Source organism: Photobacterium carnosum (assembly GCF_002849605.1).
In the GTDB taxonomy this organism is placed as follows: domain Bacteria; phylum Pseudomonadota; class Gammaproteobacteria; order Enterobacterales; family Vibrionaceae; genus Photobacterium; species Photobacterium carnosum.
On record NZ_NPIB01000028.1, the window covers coordinates 25,756 to 42,005 of the forward strand.

Annotated in this window: 16 protein-coding genes; 3 read left to right on the forward strand and 13 right to left on the reverse strand. The window is 41.2% G+C overall.

Going from position 1 to position 16,250, the window contains the following annotated elements; genetic code table 11:
• Positions 1–83 precede the first annotated feature (83 nt).
• A complete protein-coding gene (barA, locus tag CIK00_RS17795; RefSeq protein ID WP_101769967.1) occupies positions 84–2,870 on the forward strand; it encodes a two-component sensor histidine kinase BarA in 2,787 nt (928 codons plus the stop codon).
• Between the two features lie 105 nt (positions 2,871–2,975).
• Here barA and acpS read toward each other — a convergent pair whose 3' ends face one another.
• The 11 genes from acpS to rpoE form a co-directional block, all read right to left on the reverse strand.
• The gene (acpS, locus tag CIK00_RS17800) at positions 2,976–3,356 is read right to left on the reverse strand and encodes a holo-ACP synthase (RefSeq protein WP_101769968.1); all 381 of its coding nucleotides are present in this window, start codon (positions 3,354–3,356) and stop codon (positions 2,976–2,978) included.
• A complete protein-coding gene (gene pdxJ / locus CIK00_RS17805) occupies positions 3,356–4,087 on the reverse strand; it encodes a pyridoxine 5'-phosphate synthase (RefSeq protein ID WP_101769969.1) in 732 nt (243 codons plus the stop codon). The genes acpS and pdxJ overlap by 1 nt, the downstream gene beginning before the upstream one ends.
• Complete coding sequence (recO, locus tag CIK00_RS17810) at positions 4,084–4,797, reverse strand: DNA repair protein RecO (RefSeq protein WP_193435488.1); 714 nt, start codon at positions 4,795–4,797, stop codon at positions 4,084–4,086. Before recO ends, pdxJ begins: the two co-directional genes overlap by 4 nt.
• A gap of 5 nt (positions 4,798–4,802) precedes the next feature.
• Positions 4,803–5,708, reverse strand: a complete 906-nt coding sequence (era, locus tag CIK00_RS17815; RefSeq protein WP_101769971.1) for a GTPase Era — start codon at positions 5,706–5,708, stop codon at positions 4,803–4,805.
• Positions 5,705–6,379 (reverse strand): ribonuclease III, encoded by a 675-nt coding sequence (rnc, locus tag CIK00_RS17820; RefSeq protein ID WP_101769972.1) that lies wholly within the window; start codon positions 6,377–6,379, stop codon positions 5,705–5,707. The genes era and rnc overlap by 4 nt, the downstream gene beginning before the upstream one ends.
• A gap of 15 nt (positions 6,380–6,394) precedes the next feature.
• Positions 6,395–7,294, reverse strand: coding sequence for a signal peptidase I (lepB, locus tag CIK00_RS17825; protein ID WP_101769973.1), 900 nt, complete (start codon positions 7,292–7,294; stop codon positions 6,395–6,397).
• Positions 7,295–7,463: 169 nt separating this feature from the next.
• Positions 7,464–9,260 (reverse strand): translation elongation factor 4, encoded by a 1,797-nt coding sequence (lepA, locus tag CIK00_RS17830; protein ID WP_101769974.1) that lies wholly within the window; start codon positions 9,258–9,260, stop codon positions 7,464–7,466.
• Positions 9,261–9,335: 75 nt separating this feature from the next.
• Positions 9,336–9,833: a SoxR reducing system RseC family protein gene (locus CIK00_RS17835; RefSeq protein WP_101769975.1), complete on the reverse strand. Its 498-nt coding sequence runs from the start codon at positions 9,831–9,833 to the stop codon at positions 9,336–9,338.
• 2 nt (positions 9,834–9,835) lie between these two features.
• Positions 9,836–10,822 carry a sigma-E factor regulatory protein RseB gene (gene rseB / locus CIK00_RS17840; protein WP_101769976.1) on the reverse strand — a complete coding sequence of 329 codons (987 nt, stop codon included), beginning with the start codon at positions 10,820–10,822 and terminating at the stop codon, positions 9,836–9,838.
• On the reverse strand, positions 10,822–11,469 hold the full coding sequence (locus CIK00_RS17845) for an RseA family anti-sigma factor (RefSeq protein WP_167388581.1): 648 nt from the start codon (positions 11,467–11,469) through the stop codon (positions 10,822–10,824). The genes rseB and CIK00_RS17845 overlap by 1 nt, the downstream gene beginning before the upstream one ends.
• 26 nt (positions 11,470–11,495) lie before the next feature.
• Positions 11,496–12,074 (reverse strand): RNA polymerase sigma factor RpoE, encoded by a 579-nt coding sequence (gene rpoE, locus CIK00_RS17850; RefSeq protein ID WP_101769978.1) that lies wholly within the window; start codon positions 12,072–12,074, stop codon positions 11,496–11,498.
• A 524-nt stretch (positions 12,075–12,598) separates the two neighbouring features.
• On the opposite strand from rpoE, the gene nadB reads away from it, so the two are divergent.
• Positions 12,599–14,215, forward strand: coding sequence for an L-aspartate oxidase (nadB, locus tag CIK00_RS17855; protein ID WP_101769979.1), 1,617 nt, complete (start codon positions 12,599–12,601; stop codon positions 14,213–14,215).
• 58 nt (positions 14,216–14,273) lie between these two features.
• On the opposite strand, the gene CIK00_RS17860 is transcribed toward nadB, so the two are convergent.
• A complete protein-coding gene (locus tag CIK00_RS17860; RefSeq protein ID WP_167388582.1) occupies positions 14,274–14,708 on the reverse strand; it encodes a protein YgfX in 435 nt (144 codons plus the stop codon).
• Positions 14,677–14,937: an FAD assembly factor SdhE gene (locus CIK00_RS17865; RefSeq protein WP_045040230.1), complete on the reverse strand. Its 261-nt coding sequence runs from the start codon at positions 14,935–14,937 to the stop codon at positions 14,677–14,679. The genes CIK00_RS17860 and CIK00_RS17865 overlap by 32 nt, the downstream gene beginning before the upstream one ends.
• Before the next feature lie 252 nt (positions 14,938–15,189).
• On the opposite strand from CIK00_RS17865, the gene ygfZ reads away from it, so the two are divergent.
• Positions 15,190–16,170, forward strand: a complete 981-nt coding sequence (gene ygfZ / locus CIK00_RS17870) for a tRNA-modifying protein YgfZ (RefSeq protein ID WP_101769981.1) — start codon at positions 15,190–15,192, stop codon at positions 16,168–16,170.
• Positions 16,171–16,250: the final 80 nt, after the last annotated feature.

A 16,250-nucleotide genomic window follows, 5' to 3' on the forward strand; every position in this document is an offset into this window, starting at 1 on the left:
GCATAGCCCTAGTTTATTTACACTAGGAATATAGATGGGTGCTAATTCTCCCACAGAATCGCTTGCTTGTAATTAAGAGAACCATGACCAAATATGGACTTCGTGCCAGGGTCTTTACCCTGACATTAGCACCAACACTGATAATCGGCCTGTTATTGAGCGCTTTTTTTACTATGAATCGCTATCAAGATCTCGAACATCAATTGATTTCGACAGGTACCAGCATCATAGAGCCGTTAGCGATTTCGGCAGAATATGGCATGACCGAAAAAAATCGGGAAGCCATTCGACGTCTGATTGGTTACACCCATCGTAAGCATTCCGATATTATTCGTAGTATCGCTGTTTTTACTGATCACAATAAAATTTTTGCGACCTCTAACTTTCACCGTAACTTTGCGTCTTTTATGTACCCCGATGATAAGCCGATCCCGCGCTTACTTGATACTCAACTTAATGATAATACTCTTATTTTACGCACACCCATTTTAACTGAAGGCCAATTTGGCACCAACACCAGTACCAACGCATTAGGTAAACCATTAGGCTATATCGCCATCGAGCTTGATCTCAGTTCATTACGGTTACAGCAATATCAAGAAGTCTTTACTGCCTTAATGGTGTTACTACTTGGGCTAAGCTTATCGTCCTTATTTGCTTATCGTTTAATGCAAGATGTCACTCGTCCCATTTCACATATGATCAGTGTCGTTGATAGAATTCGACGCGGCCATCTTGATATTCGTATTGAAGGTCAACTACTCGGGGAGCTAGATACGCTTAAAAATGGTATCAATGCGATGGCAATCTCGCTGTCTGAATACCATATTGAAATGCAGCAAAGTATTGATCAGGCCACTTCTGATTTACGCGAAACCTTAGAACAACTTGAAATTCAAAACGTAGAATTAGATATTGCTAAAAAACGGGCCCAAGAAGCCGCGCGGGTTAAATCCGAATTTTTAGCCAACATGTCACACGAATTACGAACACCACTTAATGGTGTGATTGGCTTTACCCGTCAAATGCTTAAAACTAAGCTCAATACTAACCAGCAAGATTACCTCCTAACAATTGAGAATTCAGCCAATAACCTATTGACGATCATCAATGACATTTTAGACTTCTCAAAATTAGAAGCGGGTAAATTATTACTGGAAAATATTCCTTTTGATTTTTCTGATGCCCTTGATGACGTGATGCGTTTACTTGCGCCAAGTGCACATGAAAAAGGCTTAGAATTAACCCTTAAAATTGATACTCGCATTCCACCAGGCTTAATTGGTGATCCACTTCGTATTCAACAAGTGGTTACTAACTTAATCGGCAATGCAGTTAAGTTCACCGAAACTGGCAATATTGATGTCTCTGTCGAACTCAAATCTGAGCATGATAATAATATTGAATTACAATTTATGGTACGTGATACCGGTATTGGTATTTCAGAACGTCAACAAGCACAATTATTTCAAGCCTTTAGCCAAGCTGATGCCAGTATCTCGCGTCGTTATGGTGGTACAGGGTTAGGACTAGTCATCACCCAAAAATTGGTTAGCCAAATGGGTGGGCAAGTCAGTCTTACCAGTCGTCTCCATCAAGGTTCCACCTTCTGGTTTAGCATTCGTATGCACAAAACGGATCTACCCGTATCGCATCTAATAGATACCTCATCATTAATGGGTAAAAAGTTACTGTTAATTGAACCTAACATGCAAGCAGCTGCAGTTGTGCAGCAACGATTAATTAATGCGGGGGTTCATGTTACTTATCGCTCAACCATGCCTGATGACATCGAACATCATGATTTTGCTTTATTGTGCTTATCTCCGTGTGAACAACCACCAACAGCAGTACTGTTTAACCATGTCTTTAAAGCTGAACAGATTGCCGATAAAGTACTGGTTTGTTTACCAACAACTGAACTTGCATTGTCGGAAAAACTCACTAATACCGGCGTTGAAATCTGTCTTGGTAAGCCGATTGCATCACGTAAATTATTTGAAGCATTATGTGATAGTGATGATGATGGGAAAGAGCCAGAATTACCTGTATTAACTACACCACCAGAACCAGTGCAACCATTAACAGTGATGGCGGTTGATGATAATCCTGCCAATTTAAAATTAATTTCAGCGTTATTAGGTGAGCGCGTTGAAACCGTTATTACTGCCACGGGTGGTAAAAAAGCAGTTGAGTATGCACATCAAAAAGCCTTTGATTTAATCTTTATGGATATTCAAATGCCAGAAATGGATGGCGTTACCGCTTGCCAAGAAATACACAAAACTAACCTTAATCATCAAACGCCAATTATTGCCGTTACTGCCCATGCGATGGCTGGCGAACGTGAACGATTAATCAATGCAGGGATGGATGATTACCTTACCAAGCCCATTGAAGAGCATATTCTGCAACAAATCTTAGCGAAGTGGGTCACTCCAACCGGTGATCAGAGTGCCATGTTAGCAACTCAATCAACGACAATAACTGAGATTATTCAATCACAACAAGACGTGCGACCAATCATTGATAATAGTATTAGTTTTGATTGGTCTTTAGCGCTTAAACAAGCCGCTGAAAAGGAAGATTTAGCGCGTGATATGCTACAAATGTTATTAGATTATATGCCAGAAGTAGAATTATTAGTCAATGAAGCGTTAGATGGAAAACAAGTAGAACTGTGGCCTTCAATCCACAAACTACATGGTAGCTGTGCTTATAGTGGTGTTCCACGTCTAAAATACCTCTGCCATACCATTGAAACTGAATTAAAAGCGAATACGTTAATAGTTGATATAGAACCCGAGCTATTAGAACTTATTGATGAAATGGATAATGTTGTTAAAGCATCAAAACAATACCGTCGTTAAAATTACGCTTATTTGACACCGCTATATTGTCACAAAAAAATAATCAAAAAAAAACGCTAGCCTTATCAGCTAGCGCTTTTTTATATAATAATCTTCATGATAACGTTAACTTTCGATGATCACTGTCGCTACCGCATAACGACGTTCATCAGCAATAGTAAGATGCACATGTTGCCCACCCATTGCAGTTAGCAATATCAAAGCTTGACCTGAAAAGGTAACGAGAGGCTTACCTCGCGCATCATTGGTAACGGTAAAATCTTGAAAAGACACCCCACAGGCAATACCAGTGCCTAACGCTTTAGAGGCGGCTTCTTTAACCGCAAACCGTTTGGCCACAAACTGCGCGCGTAATTTTAACCGATAGTATTGTTCAAGTTCAGAGGCCGATAACACTCGTTCAGCAAAACCATCACCAGCACGAACGAGTACTTTTTCAATTCGTTCAATTTCAACGATATCAGTCCCTAAACCTAAAATAGCCATTAATTACGCGCTTCCTGCATCAATAAACGCATATCAGCAACTGCTTTCTCAAGGCCATCAAACATCGCCCGTCCCATAATAGAATGGCCGATATTAAGCTCATACAGTTCGGGTAACGCTGCGATAGCTTTAACGTTATGGTAGGTTAAACCGTGTCCTGCATTAACTTTAATACCCAGACTTACAGCATACGTTGCTGCCACTGCGATTTTTTCAAGTTCAGCAGCTTGGATTTCTTCCGTTGTCGCATCAGCATAATGACCGGTATGTAATTCAATAAATGGCGCCCCCGTCGCTAGCGCAGCATCAATCTGACGTTTATCGGCATCAATAAACAACGATACTTTAATCCCTGCCGCAGCAAGTTTAGTCGTGGCCGCAGTGATTTTTTCACATTGCCCGGCAACATCTAAGCCACCTTCAGTGGTTAGTTCTGCACGTTTTTCAGGCACTAAGCATACATATTCAGGTTGAGTTTCAATTGCAATCGCCACCATTTCATCAGTGACAGCCATTTCTAAGTTCATCCGTGTTTGCAATGTTTCTCGTAAAATTCGAACATCACGATCATTAATATGACGACGATCTTCACGCAAATGTACTGTAATACCATCAGCACCAGCACGCTCTGCCACTTCTGCGGCATGCACAGGATCGGGGTAACGCGTACCACGGGCATTACGTAACGTTGCAATATGATCGATATTAATACCCAGTAGAATGTTGTTCATTTTCTGATACTCCTTGTTCGAGGGAGAAACAATTCCCGACTTTTTAATGGCTTTGAGCCAAGATACGGCTTTAAGGCCATCCTTGTAAAGCGTTTCGCCGCACGAAGTTGTTCAGGAGTTTCAAAGCATCTCGCTGCAATTGCTTTTAATTCATCACCTCGAAAAGTCAGTTGGGTTATTTTTATTGAGGCAATAAAACCATGCTGTTCGCGATAGTTATAGGTCATGCGATCATCTACCGCTAACCCACTGCCAGCGCAATGCAAAAAATCAATACCGTAACCAAGATGATGTAATAAGGCGAGTTCAAAACGACGCAATGCTGGCTCTGGATTATCCGCTTGTGCAAGCTCTCGTAACACATTCAAATAATCAAGAAACAACACCGGATAAGGGGTGTGCTTTTCTAATACTCGCGCTAAGACTTCATTAACGTACATCGCGGAATATAAAATATAGCTGCGCAGTGGCAAGCCAATACTGATAGGTTCAGCATGGGTGAGGACAGGCATACTCCCTTTACCACTCCATTTAATAAACAATGGCGTAAAAGGTTGTAATGTACCTTTGAGATTAGAACGCTTACGACGCGCTCCTTTTGCTAATAGGGTAAGACGGCCATGATCCTCGCTAAACACATCGAGGATCAGGCTCGTCTCACTATAATGACGATAATGAAGGACAAAACAACGCTGTAAGCCCTCCATTATTTTCCTTATAGATCGTCAATGTAACCTAAGCTGCGCAATGCACGTTCGTCATCTGCCCAACCTGATTTCACTTTAACCCAAAGTTCTAGATACACTTTACGTTCAAATAATTTTTCCATATCTAAACGGGCTTCACGGCCAATCACTTTGATCTTATCGCCGCCTTTGCCGATCACCATTTTCTTCTGGCCATTACGCTCAACCAGAATCAAACCATTGATATCAAAACCATTAGTTTGAGGATTGAAATCAAAACGCTCAATTTCAACCGTAACAGAATAAGGTAATTCTTCACCCGTAAAACGCATTAGCTTTTCACGAATAATTTCTGACGCCATAAAGCGTTGAGAACGATCCGTTACATACTCTTCAGGGAAGTAGTAAACACTTTCAGGTAAATGTTGACGTACAATTTTTTCAACCGCTTCTATATTCGTCCCTTTCTTTGCAGAAATAGGCACAACATCAACAAACGGCATTTTTTCAGCTAATGCCTTGAGATGAGGAAATAGATCGTGTTTTTCTTTAATATTGTCAACTTTGTTGATCAACAGTACTGTCGGTAGCCCATTTTTTATCAGCTTATTCAGTACCATCTCATCATCGGCAGTCCACATCGTGCCATCAACAAGAAATAACACAAGTTCTACATCTGTTAATGAACTGCTAGCAGCACGGTTCATTAAGCGGTTAATCACACGTTTTTCTTCAATGTGCAAACCTGGAGTATCAATATAAACAGCTTGATATCCATCACGAGTGTCAACACCCATAATACGGTGACGTGTCGTTTGCGGTTTACGTGAAGTGATAGACAGTTTTTGTCCCACTAAACGGTTAAGCAAGGTTGATTTTCCGACGTTCGGTCGACCAACGATGGCAATAAAGCCACAATGTTGTTTATCTGTCATGATTCCAACTGATTAAGTGCAATTTCTGCTGCTGCCTGCTCTGCCTTGCGCCGACTGCCGCCCTTACCGATTACAGGTTCATCCAAACCTGTGACATCACACTGTACAGTGAAGTCTTGGTTATGAGCTTCACCTTGTACCTTAGTTACAGTATATACAGGTAATGGTAAACGGCGACCTTGAAGGCATTCTTGCAAGCGTGTTTTTGGATCTTTTTGGTTGATGCCTGGTTCAATTGTATCAAGTCGTGATTTATACCAAGCCAATACGACTTGACGCACTGTCTCAACATCACTATCTAGATAAACCGCGCCAATGATTGCTTCAACACAGTCAGCCAAAATAGAATCACGGCGGAAACCGCCACTTTTCAATTCACCTGGACCTAATAGTAAGTAGTCGCCTAGTCCGAACTCACGTCCTAACTCTGCCAATGTCTTACCACGGACTAGTGTTGCGCGCATTCGGCTCATATCACCTTCATCCACAAAAGGAAAACGGTGATATAAGTCATCAGCAACAACAAAACTTAAAATAGAATCGCCTAAAAATTCTAGGCGCTCATTGTGGGTGCCATTAGCACTGCGGTGTGTCAGTGATAATGTCATCAACTCAGAGCTATTAAATTGGTAGCCCAGCTTACGCTGCAGCCTATTCGCTGGAGTTGTCATTTTCTCTCGATTATTTTATTTAATGCTACCGATACGATTAAAACGTACGCCGGTAGGGATCCAAGATGGAAGAAAACTATCAGGCTTGCGATCAAAATCAAAGCTCATCCAAATAGCAACTGCCTTGCCGACTAAATTCGCTTCTGGTACAAAACCCCAGTAACGACTATCAGCACTATTGTCACGGTTGTCACCCATAACAAAATATTCACCTTTTGGTACAATCCACTCACCAACGCCAGGGCGAGGTACGTAAGCCATACGGTTATCACGTCGTGATGGATTGATCAAAATATGATGATTTATATCACCAAGGTGTTCGTTATACTCAATCAGACGTGTCATACCTTGGGTAAAATCACTGTCTTTCATGTCCGTTAATTTTACTAGTTTACAGACAGAAGTGCCTTGCGGCTGAATGCATAATTTTTTATCTGCGCTGTAACGAATCAGATCACCGGGTAAACCAACTACACGCTTAATGTAATCAATTGTAGGGTTTGGTGGGTAACGGAATACAATTACATCACCACGTTTAGGCTTTCCAGTATTTAAGAATTTATGGTCAAAAACAGGATCTCGAAGGCCGTAAGCAAATTTTTGAACAAGAATAAAATCACCAACATACAGCGTTGGTAGCATTGATTTAGATGGGATCTGAAACGGCTCATAAATAAATGAACGGAAGATCATGATCAATGCAATCACAGGGAACATTGAGCTTGCTGACTCAACCCAACTTGGCTGAGGCGCAACACGTGCAATTATTTCAGCATCAACTTGACTACCGGCTTTTTCAGCGGCGGCTACAATTTTTAATTGTCGCTTTGGTGCCCATAGAAATTTATCTAGCGCCCAAATAATACCAGTAAAGATCGTCGCTAAGACCAGTATTATTGAAAATGTATTTGCCATGTTATCCCTTAGGTTTAACGCAACTAACACCAACGGTTAGTTTATTAGGTCTACTTTAAAACGTCTAAGTATCTAAGTATCTAAGTATCTAAGTAAAAGAAAGTGCTATTTAACGAATTAAATAAGCACTTTCTAATTATATCTCTAGACAATTATAAACAAAGAAAGATTACTTATCTTTGCCTACATGAAGAATCGCTAAGAAAGCTTCTTGTGGTAATTCAACATTACCAATTTGCTTCATGCGTTTCTTACCGTCTTTCTGTTTTTGTAATAGCTTTTTCTTACGGCTAATATCGCCACCATAACATTTTGCGATTACGTTTTTACGCAATTGCTTCACGGTTGAACGTGCAATGATATGAGCGCCAATCGCCGCTTGAATCGCAATATCAAACATTTGACGAGGAATAAATTCTTTCATTTTCTCAACAACATCACGACCACGAGTCTGTGAGTTTTCTTTATGAGTAATGATTGCTAAGGCGTCAACACGCTCGCCATTTAGCAGAATATCAACCCGAACCATCTCTGATTCTTGATAACGTTGGAAATTGTAATCAAGCGATGCATAACCGCGGGATGTTGATTTCAGACGGTCAAAGAAATCCAGTACTACTTCTGACATTGGAATGTCATAAGTCAATGCGACTTGATTACCGTGATAAATCATATCAACCTGCATACCACGCTTTTCAATACATAGCGTAATAACATTACCTAGGTATTCACTTGGTACCAGAATATTACAGCGAGCAATCGGCTCACCCATAATTTCAATATCATTTACCGCAGGCAATTTTGATGGGCTATCCACATATATCATGGTGCCATCGGTTTTCTTCACTTCATACACTACCGTAGGAGCCGTAGTGATCAAGTTAAGATCATATTCACGTTCTAGACGCTCTTGAATAATCTCCATATGGAGCATACCCAAGAAACCACAACGGAAACCGAAACCTAGTGCAGTCGAACTTTCTGGCTCATAAAATAATGACGCATCATTGAGGCTTAATTTACCTAATGCATCACGGAAGTTCTCGTAGTCATCAGATGATACAGGGAACAAACCGGCATATACCTGTGGTTTTACTTTTTCAAAGCCAGGTAATGGTGTCTCACAACCGCCTTTTGCTTGCGTTAGCGTATCACCAACAGGTGCGCCAAGGATGTCTTTAATACCACAAACAACCCAGCCAACTTCACCTGTGTTTAATTCATTGGTATCAACTCGTTTTGGTGTAAAGATACCAAGACGATCAACACCCCAAATTTGGCCGGTGTTCATTACTTTAATTTTGTCGTTTTTCTTTATTTTGCCGTTTTTAACACGGACTAAAGAAACAACACCTAAGTAATTATCAAACCATGAGTCAATAATCAGTGCTTGTAGTGGCGCATCAGGGTCACCAATAGGTGCCGGAATTGCTTCAACAATTTTTTCTAGAACCTCGTCAACACCAACACCTGTTTTTGCTGAACAACGCACAGCATCAAGAGCATCAATACCAACAATTTCTTCAATTTCTTCGGCTACACGCTCAGGATCGGCTGCTGGAAGGTCGATTTTATTTAAAATCGGCACCACTTCCAAATCCATTTCCATTGCAGTATAACAGTTAGCGAGAGTCTGAGCTTCTACGCCCTGACCCGCATCGACCACCAGTAATGCACCTTCACAAGCGGCAAGTGAACGCGATACTTCATACGAGAAGTCAACGTGTCCAGGGGTGTCGATAAAGTTTAATTGATAAGTTATACCATCTTTAGCCGTGTAATCGAGCGTCACGCTCTGGGCTTTGATGGTGATACCGCGTTCGCGTTCAAGATCCATTGAATCTAAAACCTGTGCAGCCATTTCTCGATCAGAAAGGCCGCCACAGACTTGAATTAGACGGTCGGATAAGGTCGACTTACCATGGTCGATATGTGCGATAATCGAAAAGTTACGAATGTGCTTCATGAATGGCGTGACTGCTCGTGGTTAAAATGAATGGGATCTTAAGATCAAGTTGACGGATTCTACCGAATTTAAACGCTAGTCGCTATCTTTCGATGCGGCATTTATCAGCTTATCTGCTGAAATGGGTAATCCTAGCACTCGAATAAGGCTTGGTTTGTAGGCTGAGTCCCCATCTAATCTCTTGGCATAATACCGTGCAATCATCAATCCTACCGTTGTAGCAACAGCAGCAGATACAATAACTCCGAGTTGATTACTCGCAGCTAAATCAATAAAGACATACTGGCCTATTAAACTACCAACCACTAAAAATAACAGTGGTAACATATAAACCAATAGTGCTGAACTGAGCATACTACGCTCAGACAGGCCAATTTCAACCACTTGTCCAAGCAATACTTTCTCTTTAGTGTCGATATTTATCTGATGTGAACGTCCAGGCATCGCTTTTGTAACAATACCCGTGCCACAACTGTCGCTTGAGGCACAATGGCCACAGCTGGTTTGTTGCTGACAACTCACAGTTATATGGCCAGTATCAACAGCGACAACCGTCGCTAATGTTCGCATCATGATTATTTACTCGTTTGGGTAACCTCTGCTTTAGTCTTATCAAAAGTTACGCTTTTTGCTATTTGTCGGGCCGTTTCTGGTGGTATATCACCCACAACAGTAATTTCTTTATGACCATCAACGCGAGTGGTTAATGTACGACGTCCTTGGCGAACCAATTGACCTCGGCCAACAAAATTATCAATATCAGAAACATAAACAGAAAAACTAAACAGACCATCACTGTACATACGGCTTTCAACCGCACGTTCAGTTAATAATAATCGGTGACGGTTACCAGCAATTAATGTGAAACCATTAGGTAACCAATTTACGGCCCATTGAAGTTTTTTCTGCGGCTGTTGCGGTAATTGTACCACAGCCGGTAATTTAACTTGATCTAGCTTACTGAGCATTTCAGCAACTTTAGGATTCACCACAAATGACACGACTCTAAATTGCTCAAGTAAATCACCATCACGATCCAATAAATCTGCCCGCATCACCAGATGAGAGGCTTGATCAATCCATAATAAGTAAGAATAGCGATTACCATCTTTAGGTGCGATACGAACAACATCACAAGCAACACCCGCTTCGCGAGCACGTCCCATTGCAATAAAATCATAAAAATCAGCCAATTTATCAATATTAGCTGTCGTCAATGGTAATGTTGGAGCGACCATTTTATTACTTTTAATCGTAAAAGGATCGAGCCCAGGTTCAAAGTAACTAACTTCTTCACCTCGTTGAATAACCTCTTGTGGCGGACCACTAAGAAACAACAAGTGAGCATAACTTTGACCATTTTCTAGTGCATGTCGATAACGCAATGTATCAATACTATTTTTCTTTACCCAAATATAAGACATCTCATAACTAAGATCGCGACTGGCTTGGCCCATTTGATGCAACAAAGCCTCTGTTGAAGGTTTAACCGCTTCAGCAGAGGCTTGGAGTGGCAACAATAGGCTGACCAATGCAAGCGCACCGACCAGTATTTTTTTCATTAATCCGCCACAGAATTATTAGAATGTAATCGTGAATGATCGATACTGCCATCTTCAGCATTAAAGCGAAGCTGCAGTTCATAATCTTGTAACATCGAGTTAATTCGACGTCGTTGTTCCATTAACTGTGATTCAGATGGTGTCTGATTATTATCAACCATACCCGTATTTAAACTTACAGGTTCAGCTTTACCTAAAAATGGAATAGTTTGTAGCACCGGAACATCATTGCTAGTTGTCGCCGTTAGATTGCTACCATTGCCATCATATTGTTGAACACCAACAATAACAGCTAATGACACGCATGCCGCCACTGCAACCTGACCAAACTGGGATAGCCAAACGGGTAACGTCCGTTTCGCTTTAAATGGGGTCGGTTGTTCTTCAGTAATCATTGGCTGAGCGACAGTCTCAATATGAGTGATCACAGCACTTGTATGTGCGGGTTCTGCCTCTAGCGCTAACGCGACATTTCCTGCAATATTCCATTCTTTGCATTGCGGCACATCGCCACGCATGACATCACCAATCAGGTTGAAGTCATGCCAACTTTGCTCGCTATTTTTGTCAACAGTCAGCGCATTAATAATGCTCTGATCCAAATCTTCGCCATCAAGCAATGCCGAAATTTTTTCTTTATCAGCCATTTTTTCCACCGTTGGGTGCAACATGATTATTGCTGCAGAAGAGGTCGAATGCGTTTTTCAACAATCTCTCGTGCACGGAATATACGTGAGCGAACTGTACCGACTGGGCATCCCATTACTTCAGCGATTTCTTCATAGCTTAGACCATCCAGTTCACGCAATGAAATCGCTGTTTTAAGATCGTCAGGTAACGATTCAATCGTACTAAAAACAACCCGCTTCAATTCTTCAGACAGCATTTGGTTCTCAGGGTTCGAAATTTCTTTAAGCGCATTACCACTTTCATAATATTCCGCATCTTCAGCATCAACATCGAATGCTGGCGGACGACGTCCCTGAGCAACTAAATAATTTTTAGCGGTATTAACAGCAATACGGTAAAGCCATGTATAGAATGCACTTTCACCACGAAAGGTGGGTAAGGCTCGATACGCTTTAATAAATGCTTCTTGGGCTACATCTGGTACATCACCAGAATTACTAACGTAACGAGAGACAAGATTACAAACTTTATTCTGGTACTTAATAACCAGAAGGTTGAATGCTTGCTTATCTCCCCGCTGTACTCGCTCAATTAATACCTGATCAGTTTGCTGCTCGCTCATTCGAGCGTTTACTCCCATGTCTAACTATTCGTCATATTGCATTCATCTCACGATAACCAGCACCGATAATGGCGACGATTCGTTATTGATGTGCAATGGTTTATTTAGATTATCCTGCCACTAATAAGCGTTAGTCTCACCGTAAATAAAACACTGACTTATGAAATATTTATAAGCATGAGCACTATGTAAGACCGATGGATAATGGCAAAGTTCCACCGTTAATGAAATAATTTTATCATTTCGTTATCGTTACGTTATTACCTGTAACAAATAGAAATAAATATAAAGTGTAATAACACTCATCATTTTACCTTAAATAATAACATTAACGAGGTTCTGTCATTGAAAAAAGTAAAACAATCACAAAGATATGACATAGTGCCCCTGTTGATATTTAACAGTAATACCACTAAAACATTCCATATTAGTGATATTTACACCACTAAAAGTCAAACAAACATGCGCTTTTATAACAATTTTGATAGCATGAAATAAGATTATCACATGGACATGTAATCACTATGAACCAATCACATCAATACGATAGCGATATTTTAGTCATTGGTAGTGGCGCTGCAGGATTGTCACTCGCGCTCCACTTAGCTCACCTTGGTAAAGTCACCATTTTATGTAAAGGTCCACTCAGTGAAGGCGCTACCTATTATGCTCAAGGAGGTATCGCTGCCGTTTTTGATGAATCAGACAGTATTGCGTCTCATGTTGAAGACACCTTAATTGCAGGTTCTCATCTTTGTGATCAAGATGTGGTGCAATTCATTGCTGAAAACGCCAAGCAATGTGTGCAATGGTTAATTGATGGTGGTGTTCCCTTTGATCGCGAAGCATCAGACTCAGATGATCACCCACGCTATCACCTCACACTTGAAGGTGGTCATAGTCATCGTCGTATCCTTCATGCTGCAGATGCCACTGGAATGGCAATGCAAACCTCACTCCAAGAACAAGCTCGTCATCATCCTAATATCACTATTCTTGAACGTCATAATGCACTCGATATCATTACTGAGAAAAAGATTAATCCGCAATCAGCAACCAATCGCGCCCTTGGTGCTTACGTGTGGAACCGAGATAAAGAATGTGTTGAAACCCTTGCTGCTAAATTTATCGTCTTAGCCACAGGCGGCGCATCGAAAGTCTATCAATATACCTCAAATCCTGATGTGTCATCAGGAGATGGAATCGCAATGGCATGGCGCGCAGGCTGCCGTGTTGCCAATCTCGAATTTAATCAATTTCATCCAACGTGCCTGTTCCACCCTAAAGCACAAACCTTTTTATTAAGTGAAGCTCTACGCGGTGAAGGTGCTTATTTACGTCGTCCTGATGGCAGTCGTTTTATGCTCGATTTTGATGAACGCGCTGAACTAGCCCCTCGAGACGTCGTTGCCCGTGCTATCGACTATGAAATGAAACGTCTTGGTGCAGATTGTATGTATCTCGATATTAGTCATAAGCCCGCCGATTTTGTTAAAAGTCACTTTCCAATGATCGCCGAAAAACTACATGGTTATGGCATTGATCTCACCACCGATATGATCCCAATTGTTCCAGCAGCGCATTATACCTGTGGCGGAGTCATGGTTGATAAATCGGGAAAAACAGACATTGAGGGTTTATATGCTATTGGCGAGGTGAGTTATACCGGCTTACATGGCGCTAATCGTATGGCATCGAACTCACTGCTTGAGTGCGTGGTTTATGCATGGTCGGCTTCACAGAGTATAGAACAGCAATTTAATGCCATCTTACAACCGCAACAGTTACCTTATTGGGATGACAGCCAAGTCACCAACTCTGACGAAGAAGTGGTGATCCAACATAACTGGCATGAATTACGATTATTTATGTGGGATTACGTTGGAATAGTACGCTCGACCAAACGACTAGAGCGAGCAATGCATCGAATTGAATTACTTAAACATGAAATTGATGAGTATTACAGCCATTTTCGTGTTTCAAATAATTTATTAGAATTGCGTAATTTATTGCAAGTTGCAGAGTTAATTGTTCGTTGTGCGATGGAACGAAAAGAAAGCCGAGGGCTACACTACACGCTTGATTATCCGAAGCTTGATGAACAAGCAACACCAACAATTTTAGTGCCAAATAATTATTAACCACTAACGAACAACTGTTGTTGTAGTCAATACTATGGTGCTGATTTCAATATTAGCATCATGGTTTATCAACTGAAGGATTCGGTTTTAATAACCCTAAATGGATCATCATTTTTAAGTGCCGATACTGAGCCACATCACAGCCGTCATAGCAAATAATTAACCACTGATTTCTATCGTGTGCTACTGACAATACCACCAGCCATCGTGTAACCAGTTTTACCGCGATTAACTCCCCAGCTTGATCATGCCAACGAAGATTACCGTCACTATAAAGTCGTAATGGCCCTTGTTGACGCAAATAATAATGATACGTTTGTTGCCATTCAAACAGCAGTGCTTCGGCAAAAAAATAACTTAATGGCAAAAAAACAGGGGGCGCAGACAATAATAATAGCACTGCACTAAAGTAACAAAGACTCAGTGCAGTGTTCAGTCGCGGGGATAAGTTAAGCTTTAGATCAACGTAGCTTGCTGTTGTTATGGGCAACAATTTTATCAACCATCATCGCATAAGCCGCATTATCACTGCGACCATGCTGCATCATCCATTTAAATAAATCAGGATCATCACACGTTAGTAGAGAAATAAAATCACGTTGCTGCTGTTCTGATAAATCATCAAAACACTCTTCAAAAAATGGCATCACCAACACGTCTAATTCAAGCATACCACGACGACATGCCCATTTAACGCGGGATTTCTCTTCTGCACCTAACATACATAACCTCATGTTGCGCGCCTAATGGCTCACTGATAATCGAATACTAAGCGTATTTCCGTTACAAATAGAGTAACAGTCAAGCCCCATAACGACCATGCGCTAGCACAAATAATCCCTCAAGATGAGACCTAGCCCACCATAATCGCACCCAACAAAAACATCCAATTAACCCATCGTGTAACCATAGTTAATTATTTTGTTCAGTTGGTATAACATAGCGCAATCATTACAGCATTTGTGGATACCATTATGAACACTTGGTCAACTCAACACACCTTTACCCCGTTCGCGTTAAGCACAACTGATTCGCTACCCGAGTTAGCGATGATCAACCTCAGTGATTGGGGAATGGTGACACTCGTTGGCCCTGACAGTAAGTCTTACTTACAAGGTCAATTAACGTGTGATGTGGTGTCATTAACAGCTGATAAATCAACCTTTTCAGGCCACTGTGATGCCAAAGGGAAATTACGTACAATTATGCGCGTTTTCCATTATCAAAATGGTTATGGTTTAGTACAACGTCAAAGCGTAATGGCAAGCCAACTTCCCGAATTGAAAAAGTATGCGGTATTTTCTAAAACAGAAATAACCCAAACTGCAGCAGTTGTTTTAGGACTTGCAGGTGCGCATGCTCAAGCAACCATTGATCACCATTTCAATGGCGATGCTGATGTTCGTCATAACGACACCACTACCGTAGTAAAAGTAGATAACGAACGTTGGTTAATCATTACTACAGCGGAACATGCCGATACCATTATCACAACACTGGCACCTAATGCTGTTTATGCCACCACGGAATTGTGGAATCTATACGATATTAAAACAGCGATGCCACGGATTGATAGCATCACTGAACTTGAATTCATTCCTCAAGCAGTAAACTTACAAGCGGTTGATGGCATTAGCTTTAAAAAAGGCTGCTATACCGGCCAAGAAACTGTCGCGCGAGCTAAATACCGCGGTATTAATAAACGCGCCATGTATATCGTTGCCGGTGCCGCAACACAATGCCCACAAGCAGGTGATGCCTTAGAGCGCAGCGTCGGTGAAAATTGGCGTAAAGGCGGCACTGTTATTTGCGGTTATCAATACAGTAATAATCAAGCCATTGCTCTGGTGGTGCTACCTAACGATCTTGATGACGATAGCCAATTCCGTTTTGCTGACACTCCAGAGGCACTCTGGCACAAACTCGATTTACCGTATGATCTTAATGCCGAATAATCCTATTGATATTGTGTGATCCGATGGTCGCTGATATTTATCGAGTTCAAACTTAATTAGTGATAACAATAACTAAACCT